The organism is Butyricimonas hominis (assembly GCF_014287455.1).
Taxonomy (GTDB): Bacteria; Bacteroidota; Bacteroidia; order Bacteroidales; family Marinifilaceae; genus Butyricimonas; species Butyricimonas muris.
Genome location: NZ_JACOOH010000015.1, coordinates 1 through 14,901, shown reverse-complemented (window position 1 = coordinate 14,901; position 14,901 = coordinate 1). Strand labels below are relative to the sequence as shown.

The 14,901-nt window shown below is 39.4% G+C and carries 12 protein-coding genes and 1 pseudogene; 5 read left to right on the top strand and 8 right to left on the bottom strand.

The window, feature by feature from the left end:
- Nucleotides 1-42: 42 nt before the first annotated feature.
- Nucleotides 43-1,605 (top strand): zincin-like metallopeptidase domain-containing protein, encoded by a 1,563-nt coding sequence (locus H8S64_RS21530; protein ID WP_186978688.1) that lies wholly within the window; start codon nt 43-45, stop codon nt 1,603-1,605.
- Between the two features lie 50 nt (nt 1,606-1,655).
- Here H8S64_RS21530 and H8S64_RS21525 read toward each other — a convergent pair whose 3' ends face one another.
- The 8 genes and pseudogenes from H8S64_RS21525 to H8S64_RS21490 all read right to left on the bottom strand — a co-directional run bounded on the left by H8S64_RS21525 (nt 1,656) and on the right by H8S64_RS21490 (nt 8,430).
- Complete coding sequence (locus tag H8S64_RS21525; protein WP_186978687.1) at nt 1,656-1,913, bottom strand: hypothetical protein; 258 nt, start codon at nt 1,911-1,913, stop codon at nt 1,656-1,658.
- A complete protein-coding gene (locus H8S64_RS21520) occupies nt 1,910-2,389 on the bottom strand; it encodes a hypothetical protein (RefSeq protein WP_186978686.1) in 480 nt (159 codons plus the stop codon). Before H8S64_RS21520 ends, H8S64_RS21525 begins: the two co-directional genes overlap by 4 nt.
- Nucleotides 2,390-2,858: 469 nt before the next feature.
- Nucleotides 2,859-3,344, bottom strand: coding sequence for a hypothetical protein (locus H8S64_RS21515; protein ID WP_186978685.1), 486 nt, complete (start codon nt 3,342-3,344; stop codon nt 2,859-2,861).
- A gap of 467 nt (nt 3,345-3,811) precedes the next feature.
- Complete coding sequence (locus H8S64_RS21510; RefSeq protein WP_186978684.1) at nt 3,812-4,393, bottom strand: hypothetical protein; 582 nt, start codon at nt 4,391-4,393, stop codon at nt 3,812-3,814.
- Between the two features lie 1,046 nt (nt 4,394-5,439).
- Nucleotides 5,440-5,856: a hypothetical protein gene (locus H8S64_RS21505; RefSeq protein WP_186978683.1), complete on the bottom strand. Its 417-nt coding sequence runs from the start codon at nt 5,854-5,856 to the stop codon at nt 5,440-5,442.
- A gap of 660 nt (nt 5,857-6,516) precedes the next feature.
- Nucleotides 6,517-6,726, bottom strand: coding sequence for a hypothetical protein (locus H8S64_RS21500; protein ID WP_186978682.1), 210 nt, complete (start codon nt 6,724-6,726; stop codon nt 6,517-6,519).
- 1 nt (nt 6,727) lies between these two features.
- Nucleotides 6,728-7,189, bottom strand: coding sequence for a hypothetical protein (locus H8S64_RS21495; protein WP_222621228.1), 462 nt, complete (start codon nt 7,187-7,189; stop codon nt 6,728-6,730).
- 24 nt (nt 7,190-7,213) lie between these two features.
- Nucleotides 7,214-8,430 (bottom strand): annotated as a pseudogene (locus tag H8S64_RS21490) (transposase).
- 1,605 nt (nt 8,431-10,035) lie between these two features.
- On the opposite strand from H8S64_RS21490, the gene tssD reads away from it, so the two are divergent.
- From tssD to H8S64_RS21470, 4 genes are all read left to right on the top strand, one after another.
- Complete coding sequence (gene tssD, locus H8S64_RS21485; RefSeq protein ID WP_186978680.1) at nt 10,036-10,434, top strand: type VI secretion system tube protein TssD; 399 nt, start codon at nt 10,036-10,038, stop codon at nt 10,432-10,434.
- Between the two features lie 407 nt (nt 10,435-10,841).
- Nucleotides 10,842-12,599 (top strand): type VI secretion system Vgr family protein, encoded by a 1,758-nt coding sequence (locus tag H8S64_RS21480; RefSeq protein WP_186978679.1) that lies wholly within the window; start codon nt 10,842-10,844, stop codon nt 12,597-12,599.
- Nucleotides 12,596-13,942 (top strand): hypothetical protein, encoded by a 1,347-nt coding sequence (locus H8S64_RS21475; protein ID WP_186978678.1) that lies wholly within the window; start codon nt 12,596-12,598, stop codon nt 13,940-13,942. The genes H8S64_RS21480 and H8S64_RS21475 overlap by 4 nt, the downstream gene beginning before the upstream one ends.
- A 265-nt stretch (nt 13,943-14,207) precedes the next feature.
- On the top strand, nt 14,208-14,901 hold a 694-nt coding region (locus tag H8S64_RS21470), incomplete at its 3' end, for a DUF6531 domain-containing protein (protein WP_255469669.1).

Below are 14,901 nucleotides of genomic sequence, written 5' to 3'. Positions count from 1 at the left end.
AGAAAATTGACATTACCAACGGAAAGCCGAATACATGGAGACATGTACGTTCGGTTTGGAGGCAGGTATGGGGAAACCTATCGCCGAAAGACGACAAGGCGTCCCATACCGAGCCTACTTATGCTGCACTGTGAAAAGGAAGGATATACTATTCCGAGATTCTGCACCTTTGACTGCGTACAGCGGCTGAACAAGCCGGGCAAGGACGGTGAGGAACTGCCAAGGGTTTCTGTACTGAAAGGTGAGAAATCGTTTCCCGTCATGCTGACCACCTTCACTTGTATCCACAAGGAAACTAAGGAAAAGATCAAGTATGATGATTATAAAAATCTGTCAAATGATGAAAAGGAACAGTATAACGTATATCCCAAAATGCAGGTTTTTCGTGTGTTTAACGTTGCGCAGACAAATCTGAAAGAGGCCCGTCCAGAACTGTGGGAGAAACTGGAAAAGGAAAACGGCCACCCATTTGTTCATGAAGGCGAAATGTTCAGTTTTGAACCGGCGGACAGGATGATACGCGACAATCTGTGGATCTGCCCCATCAATGTGAGACATCAGGATGATGCCTTTTATTCAATAAGCAAGAATGAAATCACCGTTCCAGAGAAAGTGCAATTCAAGAGCGGAGAATCATTTTATGGAACTCTGTTCCATGAGATGGGACATTCGACAGGTGCGGAAGACGTACTTGGTCGTTTTAAGCCGACCACTTTCGGCTCAAAGGAGTATAGTGACGAGGAACTCGTGGCTGAGTTATGCGGAGCGCTGACCGCCCAACGATACGGAATGACAAAGCATATCAAGGAAGACAGCTGTCCGTACCTGAAATCATGGCTGGATAATCTGAAGGAGTCGCCCCAGTACATTAAGACCGTGCTTATGGACGTGAAGAAGGCATCATCCATGATCACGCAGAAAATAGACCAGATAGCAAAGGATATAGAAATAGAAAAGGCCGAAAAGGAGAAACAGACAGAAGCACCTAAAGAAAAGATGTATTACGCATCTGTAGCCTATCTACAAATGTCCGATGATACCAAACAATTGGAAGAACTAAAGGACAAGGGCGACTATAATGGTTTGCTTGCTCTTGCCAAAGAGTATTATGACGGTAACGGCATGGATGAACAGTACACTTACTCATCACCACTACAAAATCGTGGTGATAATCTGCTGATTGAGGACCAAAACTTTGCTGTGGTGTATAACGGAAGTGTCGGTGGAACCTATGACATTATGCTGAAATACACCGAACAGGAAGTTCGAGATCATATCCGCAGATATGGTATAGGTAGAGCCAGCAATGATGTAAAAGAGGTGGCAAAAGCTATGGTTGCAGAACAATTTGCGGAAATAATGCAAAAGAAAACCCCAGTCTTTGAAATGCCCAATGGTGAAGTGCTGTATATCAACTATAATAGGGAAAAAGATACATTGGACGTAGGTTCTGCAACCAATGCAGGACTAGCGGTACAGCACAGCTTCGAGTATAACCACGATAAGGCACTAGATGACAACCTGACGGAAGTGAATGAAAAGTTGGAAAATATGGAAGAATACTGCGAAGCTGAAGAAATGGAGTGGGGCGGCTTCAGGAGATAATACAGGAAGCGAAAGTAAGAGGGCTGTTTCCGTCCCTCTTACTTTCAAGCCTACTCTTGTTCAAAATATTTCTGATAGTCCATTTCGTCAATGGTCAATTCGTCAAGTTCCCAGTCATATTCTACATCCGGCATTCTTGAATAAGGAAAATTTACTGTGTAACCAATCTGCCCATAGGAACAGAAAAGAGGTGTTACACAAATCTCACGGCCGAAATAACTCTGCTGGCTGCAATACCTACGCCAATTGAAACGCCCTGCAATAATATTTTTGCAGAGTCGCCAAAGATACTTGTCTTCCTTTGTCATAACCCACCTCCTTTCTGAACAAGCAATAAATTTTCGGGACGTTCTGAGAACCAATAATTATTATGGTCAATATATACGCATCCGTCTTTGTTATTGTCCGGTTTTTCAAATGCCAACACCTCATAAGGACCAAATACAAGACTGGCATCATTTGTAAAAATAACCATATCACCAACCTTCATTTCATAGTCCGTATCCATTACCTTTGAGAGCCTGTCATAAAATACCTTTCCGTCTGCTTCACGTTCAGCCTTCCATCGTAAGAATGCTTCCTTGTAACTCCTACCTGAATTTATCGGGGAGAGTTCTGTGGGATAAACCTCCGCTTCAGAACCTGATGCCACAATAAGAATAATACTATCGTCCTCTATAACCTCCGGAACAGAAACAACTTGATAAACTCCGTCAGAGAGTCCATTGTCAGGGTCATGCCAAAACAAAACATTCCCTTTCTTGATAAAATCATATTTTCCCATAATCCAAATATTTATTAAGTTTATTTATTTCCCTTATATTGAGTCTTTAGACTCGCCGTAAGGTTGATTTTTACGTGCAAACATCACGGCGGAAAGAAGAATGGGAACAAGGAACAGAGGATGAATTTTTATGAAGAACCGTAATCTGTGATTCCGGAAAGTTTCAGAAAAATTCTACGATGTAGCGGCAGCGGTACTTGAACAGTCATTCGTTCGCCGTACATTTGCTGAGTAAAAAAAACAATTATGCGAGTATAATGACATCTATGCAAAAAGAGCTACTGATACAATAGAAAAGTTTGATAAAAGCAAGTATAAGAGTGTATAACAATCTATATTGGAATAAAAAAGGCAAAACAAGTATTATAAAATAACAGCAAAAGTGGCTTGTAACCATAATTATGAAAGCTGAGGGAAACGGCTTAAATCCGCTTCCCTGCCTCCTTTAGATAAATTGTCTTTGTCCTCATTAGAAGTGATAATCAATAACACCACCAATATGCAACAAAGTGCCTGGTTCAAGTTTGCAAACAAACTGCATAAATTCATAAGACTCTTCGGCATACGACTGAAAACCATCTTCATCCATATAAAAATGATATGACGTATTAAGCGGGTTTTTCAGTGTCTTCTCAAGCTGATAGACTGGTCCAATCCACTCCAGCGCACTCTCAGAAGTAATTTCATCCACTTTCTTGTGAATGCAGTCCACAAATTCCCGTTTCCATTCCTCCGCACCACCTATATACCTGAAAGTATTGTCATCTACAGGTTCAAACATACTCTGTGGCAAAACATGATTTACCAAGTAGTCTATATTATCTCGACGTTCTTCTTCGGTTATCTCCGAGCAATAATCATAAAAGCTGCTACACCCCTGCTCAAGTGTATCCTCATTAAGATAATTTTCTTTGTCAACCTTTGATGTTGTAATCTGAAAAATTCTACTGTGCATAGTCTTTTAGTTTAATTAGTTGAACATTTTTATTTTTTCCCTCAATTTGAAGCTTTTGCAGCCTTCTTGTCGGGATTGATTTTATATGCGTAGAATACAGTGTGGAAAGGAAGGGAAGACAAGAAAATGGCTGAGTATTTGGTCGGAATACCCAAATCTATGATTTGAGGAAGGCTGCCGATCAAATACCCTGCCATTAGTCATACGGTACTTGTCATACCAACGAGCACTGTACCTTTGTATATAAAATCATAACCCCGCCCAAGAACAGCCAGTAAGCGAAAACAAGTGAAAAAGCAGAAAAAACGAAACGTTAGAAAAGCAAACAATCAGATATTATAATATCCATTATCTATAAAAGGGAATGTAATTTATAAGAGAGAGTAAGAATAGAAAAACGGGCATATCTGGTACACAAAGACGAAGAGAGGAGAAACCTTTCAGGCTTCTCCTCTCTCACTATTTTCTCAAGCTACCACCTTGAATTCATATATGTTACAAAAAGCATCTTCGTTCACTTCTTGCCATTTTTCTGTTATTGCTTTAATATCCTGCTCGGAATTAATTGGCTGCTCAAGCAAATCCTCAAACCATTTGAACATAGACAAACTGTCCCTAAAATACTCCGTTAAATATTTTTCATCAGGCGTACAAATATCTACATAGTATTTTTCGGAAAAATAATATCCATTACTATCATTAGTAAGATACTCTCCCATTCCCGGTTCTTCGCTCTGAAAATAATAACGAAGAGACGGATATTTACTGCATAAAAAATCAAACACCTCATTACATGGTCCCCAAGCCGTTTCTGTAGAAAGCGTCAAAACACCATCACCTGCTTCAAGGCTATTCCAATCACCACGGCAATAAATCTCATTATAGTCACCCCCCAAGGCTTCTACCAAACACCCAAGCCAAGTCGTTCCAAAACCATTCTCCACAGACGGTTCTTTCATAGCTTGCAATTTACTCATCAAATCATACAGTTCTTTTGTTTCGCTTGCGTTACCACAAATAACATACGCACTAGTACACCAATTAGGCATAATTCAAAGTTTTAAATTGTTTGACATATTGTTTATTTTCCCTTTTTTGAAGCTGATTGGCTTCTTGTCGGGATAAATTTTATATGCCATAGATTACAGCGTAGATAGGATGGTAAGACAAGTAAATTGAATAATATTTTTATGGAATACCCAAATCTCTGATTTGTGGAAGGCTTCTGGAAAAATGTAATGTCAATTAGCAATGCGGTACATGACGTCCAGCCTGAGCTGTACCTTTGCATAATAAAATCTGGCCGACAATAATGCCAAGAGTGCAAGATAAATAATACAATATAACAGGTATTGAGTAAAAACGGAAAAATAAATATTCGGAATATAATGGAACAAATTTACTGAACGAATAAAGGGAATTATACTAGCTTAATAAAAATGGTGTATGATTTGTAGGACATTATATGCCATTCTTTTATTTCAATGAATAAGAACTAAACGCTTTAATAGTACAATACTGAAAGTATGCTAATGGCAATTAATAATCAAGTTTTTATCTTTCTTGAACAACTGCTTATAAAGAATATGTCTAATAAAAGATTTCTTTTATATATAGCAGTCAAAATACTCATTTTATTTGAAGTAAAAAGTTAACTTAATGACATAAGGAATCCCACCCAGGTCATAATAATATAACAAAAGACAAAAAAACTACCCCATCTTAATCGTCTCTTGGACTTCGCAGTATATTCCAAAAGCATATTTGACAACCTATCTTTGATAAAGTATCTTACAAATACAAAACCAATAAATGGAGCCATTATCACTGTTATAAAAATCCAAGAAGAAAACTCATATTTTGTAGTTATAGGAATTTTTTCTAGTATATCAAAGGATGTATAATATTTAATTATATTCAGTAAAGTAAGTACATTAGCAAACAAACATATTGAAATAAACATTACTGAATCCCACCAGTCATCATCATCTTTATCTTTTTGAGAACGTCTCAATTTGAAAAAGAATTGATATACCCAATAAACTATTTCCTTTAACATACTTACTGTCTTTGATCAATGATATATAAATATTTATCAAAATGAAACTAAAACCGGTATCATCTTTTTAGACCACAAGTACATTAACGATATTATAAATGCAAGCGTAAATAAAATAAAAAACAGCGAGAGTGTTCCCCACAACAATTTTCTGGATTCTTCCTCAACCTCTTTTTTTATACGCTCAAAAGCTCCCTTTTTACGCAAGGTATGATTATGAATCATCCAAAGAATAAAACCTCCACAGAGAAAAATAAGTGTATACAAAGGCTTGTGGTCAGGAAGCAAATTATAACCTGTTAATCCATCTGTCAAAAATACAATCCCTGAATATAACAAAAAGTCAAGCCCTACAACAAACAACAATGATGTAAAATCTTCTGCAAGTGTCTTACCTAATAGACATTGACGAAATTTATAAAACTTAATATAGGTATATTTCCAAACATTCATTTGGGTGTCATCAATTTTATTCTTACAGTCAACCTCAAAGGTTTAATCCGTACTTTCCAATGTAGCAACATGATAAAAAAAAGAGAATCACAAATATCATATATAGGATGGATAAAAGACTCCATTTCAACTTTAAAGGTTCATTCTCAACTTCTTTTTTAATACGCTCAAAAGCTCCGTTTTTACACATTGAACGGTTACGAAGCCGTTCAATAGTAAACATTCCCAATAAATAAAGAGCAAAATACAATGGCTCATTTTGAATGATAATACATTATCTACCCATTTGTCTATAAGTATTAGCATTCCAAAATACAAAAGCACATCAAAAGATGCTACAAACAACATTGCAGCATAATCTTCTCCGAGTGTTTTACCCAACCCACATTGACGAAATTTATAAAACTTAATATAGATATATTTCCAAACATTCATTTATGTATCATCAATTTTGTTCTTACAGTCAACCTCAAAGGTTTAATCCGTACTTTCCAATGTAGCAACACGATAAAAAAAAGAGAATCACAAATATCATATATAGGATGGATAAAAGACTCCATTTCAACTTTTCAGGTTCATTCTCAACTTCCTTTTTAATACGCTCAAAAGCTCCATTTTTACACATTGAACGATTGCGAAACCAGTCAATGGTAAACATCCCTAATATATAGAAAGCGAAAAAAAAGGTTCGTATTTAGTTGATAAAATATTATTAACTAATTTATCAATAAGTATCATTATTCCAAAAAACAATAATACATCAAAAAATGCCACAAATAACATTGCAGCAAACTCGTCTGCACCATCACGACCTATTATTCTACGTCGTATCTTAAAAAATCGTATATAAATATATTTCCAAACATTCATATCAGTATCTTTTATAACCTTGCCTGAATACAGCATTGCTGGCAGAAGCTGATGGTATTCTACGGGGTAGATATGTAGGCATAACAGGATGTTTAACATAGGTTTTATCCCGCAAATGAACATGAGGGTTATTAGCATAAGGTGACACACACTTTGTATATCTTGGATCAAATGCTCCAGCCAAATCTAAAAACATATAAATTCCGCTAATAGCCCATCCAACAGGACCACCCCACGTAGCTATAATACCTACTATAACATCAGCACCTGCTTTAATTACTCCTTGATCATCTCCTGCTTTAAAAGCTTTATAGCCTTGATATATAGAAATTAAAGCACTTACCCTAAACGATATTCTTCCAAATTTAGAATATTTATTAGATTCTGCAAGAATATCTTTTCTTGCACGAGTTATTGTTTCCAATGCAAATAAATAAAGACTCAATGCTTTTAATATAGTCAATAGTTCGTTAAAAATTCGCCAAGCCTAAGCGGCTCTGGCAGTAAATAAAATGAGTTCTTTGAAAAGTTTGTCAATAACTTGCATGTCTGGGTTAATCCCGAACACGCAAATAAATCGTTCAAGCATATAAGCATTGTGTATGAAAGACTTGCAGGAGGATATGGAATAGGTTATTCCGATCCTCTTACATGCCGCTTTGGCCAAGTTGACAGCAGCAAGCGATGCATTGAAGTGAAAATACAATTTCCTGAAGTCGGTAGACTGGCAGTTGGTGATTCCTGCATGCTGCTTGCCATCTCTAAAGCAAAATTCCAACTGGAACCTGGTTCTGTAATAATCCAGCACCTCGCGTCCATCCATGGAATCGTCTGTAGAGAAATAAAGTTGCCACTTGTCTGTTCTTCCGTCCATCGGATACCAGATGGCTAAGGAAACATACCTTTTGAAAGCTTTAGCATAAGCCCTCAATCCGTATAGCTTTCCTTTGTTCACCTCGTATTCCTTGCACCGGGTCAAATCCAGATTGGCAAAGTCAATCCTGCCGTCAAACCACTTGGGATGACCACGTTTTCCTGTTTTCTTTTCCAATGTCGGATAGTACAGGACAACATCATTCCTAAAGCGGCTGATAACATGGAAACCGTTCTCACACATAGGCGTTACGAAAGTTTCCTTGGAAAAGAATGCGTCTGCAACCACCGTTTTGTATATGCTTTGCAGCTTGTCTTTTCTACTGATAAGATAGCTGCTGTACCAGTCAACGAGGTTCTTGTCCATATTATCCAAGGTCTTACAATCCGGCGTCTGAATGGAACCTAAAGTCATGCATTCAGGTTGTCGATGTCAATGACACCGATGCCCATGATTTCCAGTCCACGCTTGTATTCTCCTGCACAACCAGACCAGAAGTAACCTATCCAAGGTGTCTTCTTGCCTGATTTGGGGATATAGGAAGGATCGATGGCGATGGCTTTTCTTTTGCCTGTGAGATGCTTGCTGATGATAGATCCGTTGAACGCAAACCAGTCGAAAGTTTCATGCTCAAAAAGGTTACGATAAGTCTGTTCTGAGAAACAGCCATATCTGCCCAATTGGAGGAAGTTTATACGATCTGGGATGGCCATGAATAATTTCATGGTGTCCATGAACGTTTTTTCAAAAGGTTTGTGTATATTCGCAACTGATTTGAGAGCCGACAGGCACTCGGATTGGTATTGCATAAGGAGGGTTTCTTTAGTCATAATTAGATGTGTATGTGATTTCTAATTTACTAAATATCAACAAATCATGTAATACTTTTTATCTTTATTATCAGCAGGTTAGCACACTTTTTTCAGCACATTTCTTCATGCTTAACCATTCGTTTTTGACAACATTTCAATGACCTCTTTAGTGTTTCCGAACCAGCTTTTGCCGGTTCTATTGTTTAACTTTTAATCTTTCGGTAAAAATTTACCGAAGTATTGTATAGTTCAACGATGAAAATATGCTAAAATCATATATGAACCAATCCATGTAAAAATACAATAGGCAAAGAAAAAACACTAACCTTATCAACAATCGGGTTTCTGATTTCCTGGAATACCCTTCAAGAAGGAGCTATAACTTGACTTATTTTATAAACAAATGACATAAATGTATACCTACGGCATTGATTCAAAACTTCAACTCACACATGCAATAATAAACAACTTTACAATTTAGCATGGGCTTTATAATCAGCCTATTTTACAAATTTAAGCTTTATGTTTATAAAAGCATTTACATTACCATGATAAATTGTCTTTTAAACTCATTCAGCAATGCAATATCAATACACATTACTAGCATTGTTAAAATAATAAAAACATAGAATTTTTTCTTTTGCTTAATCCTGTTAATAGTAGTCATTTTAGAAAATAGATCTTGCAACTTTTTATATTTTATGTGATTATATATAGTCATATTTATAAAAAAAAGTATAGGAAAAAGTATCCCCACAAAAAATATGAACTCTTTAATATTTGAATATAACAACAATGAGTTTTTAAGATTTAAGCAGTTTAACAAAATTCCAATAACAAAAATAATGTAAATATATTGGATTATTGTAATGACCCCATATGACCTATGTGCATAACCACTTTTAGGTGTATAAAACCAAATCCAGAAAAAAATATTTTCCCAAAATGATATTTTATTTTTCTTTAATGTAGTATTGCGGCCTTTCATAAATTCTTGGAATTAACTTTTTCTCACAATGAGGGAAATGAACTTTAGTGGCATCCGATGGTGTAATACTACCATGTATCTGCTCATATGTTCCTACAGAGGTTCTAGCATTTGTATGTAGCGTATTAAGAATAAACCATAGTATTCCACCAAAGGCAGATACCGGTACACTAATTTTACCTATTAAAAATAAACCTGTAGGCACTCCGATATTTATTGCTGTCTGATTAATATTTTGTTCTCCTGCGACATATAATACTAAATCAACAATAATTCCAATACCTGTTAATTTATCACCTATTTTCCCTGCTACTTTACCTTTTGTTGTATAGTTCTTATTATGATTTCGAATTAAAGTACCATGAGAGTTTATCTGAATAGAGTAAAAACAGATGGTAAAGATTTGTTTTTATCAGACAAATGATTATATTTGCGAATAACAAAGATGATGTTTTATTTTTCTTCTTCTTTTTCCACAAATAAAACAGAAATCGTCTGGAAGAACCGGAGGAAATTTCAAAAGATCGTTTTTGAAGTTTTCTCTTTTTTTGTTTTCTGCCGGAAGACAGACAGGATTCAGAAAAGGGAAACAGAGTCACTCAAATTTATTGTTAAACTTTTAAATTCTATTAATTATGGCATCATTTAGAGCTACATTGGAATTTGCAGGAAAAGAGTATGACGTACTACACTCTGAGTATGAATTCAGTCGTACAACAGACGCGAAGGGAAAACCATCCTCAAACATCCAGGGAGGACGTGTTTCGGTAGTTATCGAATCAACGGACGACACTGCGACAATCGAAGCCATGCTGAACAGCCAGTTCAAGCAGGTGGAAGGAAAAATCGTGTACAAGAAGATTGAAGAGGATGCCAAGATGAAGGAAATCGAGTTCAAGAACGCCTACATTGTTTACTACAAGGAAACTCTTGACGTGAACAACAACGTGCCGATGACCATCGCACTCACATTCTCGGCTGAGCTTATCAATGTGGGCAACGCTGCGCTTGACAACAGATGGCCGAAAAACTGATGAAGAGATCTACCTTACAAGGGAATAAATGATTATTATGCCGCTCCAAGCATCCAGCTTAGGGCGGCATAATTTATTTTCCAAATAAAAATGCCATTAAAAATATTTCTGCTGTTAACTTATCAATCAGAAGATATTGAAAATCAAAACGGTTATTTCACTTTCTTCATATCAAAAACGGCTTATAAAATTTGGTTTTGTTTTTTCATTCACGTATATTTGCGATTAGCAAGAATGATGCTTTGTTTTTTCCCTTTTCTTCCATAAATAAAACAGAAATCGTCGGGAAGAACCAGAGGAAATTTCAAAAAATCAGGCTTTGAGGTCTCCTTTTCCTGTTTTTATGCCCTGACATAATTCAGGAATAGGAGCTTCAATTGTTATCAAACTTTTAACAGACTATTGCCATGCTGGAAGAAAAGAAAATATCAATCAGCATAGATGGAAATCCGCAGCACTCTTTTCTGCAGGTAATGCTGAAACAGGTAATCAATGACCATCACTATTTCGAGATAAGTTTTGATATAGAGGTGGGCGAAGCCTATGCAACGCATTCACTGGAAAAGGCAAAGAACTGGCTTGGAAAAAAAGTCGTCATACTGATGGGTGAAAATACATTTGTGGGAATAGCCACACATGTTTCACTACACAGAGCAGCCGGAAATCACGGTTGCCTGCTCCTGACGGGATACTCAAATACTTTCCTTCTGGAGTCAGAACCGACATGCGCTTCGTGGCTGGACAAGACTTTGGCCAACATCGTCAACGAAGTTTGTGAAAAAGCCGGAATAACAGCCCTTGTTTCTCCCGAATACACAGAAAAGATAGCATACGAATGCCAATACAGGGAAAGCAATTTTGACTTTATCCGCAGGCTGGCCAGACAGTATCACGAATGGCTATATTATGACGGAAAGCAGCTGGTATTTGGCAAACCTGCTGCTGCAAGCGGCATACCTCTGATGTACGGAAGAAACCTGCAGAGCCTTGACATATCCATCCAAGCCATCGCCCGTCCGCTGGCAGGCCAATCCTACCACTCTGAAGACGGACAAAAGTTTGAATCAACATCACCAGACACACCAAGAGGCCTTGGCAGTTTGGGACATTCAGCATTTCAGGCTTCCTTAGGACTGTTCAAGTCACCGGCCAACCAATATGCAGAACCCCGTATATCCAACAAAGTAGAACTTGACAACTATTTCCAGAAGAAACAACAGAGCGATACTGCGGCCTCACACTATGTTAGCTGCGAAAGCGATTGCTATAGCCTGACAGTAGGCAGTGTAGTTGATATACAAACAGCCATACAAGGTGAGGATTTCAGTTTTACAGAACAGATGCTCGACTCGTATATCATTACGGAGATAACCCATATAATAGGTTCCGGCAACAGCTATTACAATACATTTACGGCACTGAGCGCAACAATACCTAACCTGCCAGCTCCAGATGTACCATTGCCTGTAGCACAGACGCAACAGGCGGTAGTGGTAAGCAACGATGACCCAAAGAAGCAGGGACGCGTTCAGGTAAAAATGAACTGGCAGTCGGGAGATATGAAAACCTCATGGATACGTGTCATGACACCGGATGCAGGAATGGGCGACAAAGTATCTACCAACAGGGGATTTGTCTTCATCCCCGAAAAAGACGACATCGTGTTGGTAGGCTTCCGGCATGACGACCCGAACCGCCCATTCGTAATGGGCAGCCTGTTCAACGGAAATACCGGTGCAGGCGGTGACAGCGGCAACAAGAAAAAGAGCCTGACTACCCGGAGCGGATGTACCATAACGATTGATGATGACAAAGGAAGCATCACCATTGCTGATCCCAGTGGAAGTACCGTCATGCTGAACGGTGACAAGACAATCACCATAGATGCCAAGGACAAGATAAGCATCCATTCCAAAGAGATAGAAATGCGTGCTGACGAAAAAATCAGAATCGAAGCTGACTCTGAAGTTGAAGTGCTTGGAAAAACTTCTACTTTCGAAGGTACATCCGAAGCAAAAATAAAGAGCAGCGCCTCCATCAAGGAAGAGGCTGCCACAATAGACATAAAAGCATCTGCCTCACTGAAAGCAACAGGTGCTACCGTGGATGTGGACGGCTCTACGATGACAAACATAAAAGGCGCTTTATTAAATCTTAATCCATGATAAATAACGAGCATAATCCGATAGCCATAAGAATCAACTGCATACAGGACTTATGGATTGAGCATCGAGAGAAAACTCCCGATGCAAAGATTTATTGCCTCGCCTGTGAACCTGCTGATTTTCAGATTGTGGAAGGATTTATAAGACTGGAAGCATCCGAATATGGCCGCACTCCGGACATAATCGTAGGTTTCAAGACAGATTACAATGATACAACAGACTTTTACAGGTTTCTGATAAAAGAATGGATAACCTCTTTTTCTGCCGATGCGGAAAAGAACCCAGACTGGAAGTGGAAGGATTTTTCCACCTTCAAGTCAGAATCGGAATCAGCAGATTCCATGACAGCCGAAGGATTGAGAGACCTGTATATCCGTCTGGTAACAAGTTTCAAGGAATTTGTCGGAAACGACAATCTGCTGGGCATAACTTATTTCATATCCCGTATCAACGATGTGGAATCACTGAATGAAGCAATAAAGAACATTGCCGAACTGCTACCTAAAGGTGTGGCAATCATTCTGATTGATTATAAAAAGAGGGAGGTTTATGAAAGTCTGCACGAGGAATTGAAAGACAAATTCTGCCTGATTGACATTCCGGACCAAAATATGACCGGTGCATATAAAGAGATTGCGACACAAGGCAACCCGCAAGACCCACACGTGAAATATCGCAAATGCCTGTTCGAATTAGGAGAAGCTGCATCGAAAGGGAAAAAGGACGAAGCCAAAAGACTCGGAAATGAACTGATAAAGCTAAGCCGTGAAATCGGTGGAACGGCACTCATGGCTTCAGCCTACCTCATATTTGGCGGTTTCATGATTAAATTTCACCGTGAATCCGGGTTCTGTCATGACTTGTTTGACAAAGGAATTGCCCTTGTACTCCCTAAATATCATGAGGAGCGGGACTGCGCACAAATCCTGCTGCAACTCTACAACTATAAAGGTACGGTGGACAGCTATAATAAGGATGTAAGCAGTGCCATCAAACAGTTTATGACTGCCGTAAGAATAGCCAAGGAACTTGATATGAAGACAGAGGTTGTAAACGAATACAACTATGCACTGCTGATGGCACTGAAAAAAGACAGGCTTACGTACGAACCGATCCTAAACGAGGCTTTTGAGTACGGTTACTCATTCACTGACGAAGAATTGAGAATCATCAATCTTTCATTTATCGCCTCTACCTATCTAGACAAGACATACAGCATCGACTCCTCCAAAAGAGACGAAATCGAGAAACGTATGGCAAATTTATACGGCGAGGACTGGCAGCTATCTACCAAGGAACTGGCAGCCAAACTCAATGCGGAATATTCTGTAAACTCAAAATAACGAAATTATGCTCTTAGCGGACAGTCATACCACCATGGTGATCGGGGTTGACGTACATGTGACGACGGCTCCCCCATTCAACCCTATCCATCCCTACGTCGGGATGGTGATAGACCCCGCTGACTACATACCGTTCCTGGGTACGAACGTGAGCGTGAACGGACTGAAGCGCGGCGTATCCGATACGGGCGGGATGATCATCCCCCTGATGCACATACCGCTTGCCGGCCCGTTTGCCATGGCATCCATGATCGGGAATGAGAGCATGAACTTCTTCGCCTCACAGAACACGTTCTGTGACGGCAGCCGCATGAGTCCGAAGGGATACATGGTGATGACCTGCAACGACGTGGGCATACCCCTGTCGGCAGCCATAGAAAAGAACAAGGCGAGAAAGACAAGCCTCATACCGAGTCTGTTCGCGCCGACCTCCTTCTCACTCCCGGTACCGACCGGAAAGCCCGTCATGGTGGGCGGTCCCTATGTACCCGACTGGGGAGGAATGCTGGCAGGGCTTGCGTCAAGTATCGGATTCAGCTCACTGATAAAACTAGGAAGCAAGGGAGTCGGAAGGGCACTAGCGAAATTTAATACAAAGGTCTTACAAAATACCAACATACAGGATCGGTTTCCCTCGACAAAGAAGCTGAGCGCATACCTGTGCAAGAACGGTTTCGAGCCGGTGAACCTTGTAAACGGAGCCGTGGTTTACGAAGGCACGGACTTCGGATTCCCCTCTCCGCTGCCGCTGGAATGGACAAGGGCGTGGTATTCCGACTCGGGATACGAGGGATGGCTCGGACACGGGACGCACTGCCGATACGACCGCACGGTGGAGAGCTTCGAGGACGAAGACGTGACGATGCTGCGCATGGAGGACGGACGTGCCGTGCCGTTCCCGGCGATAGCACCGGGCGGAGAATTCTACATGCGCTCCGAACGCACCACGCTGCGCCGCA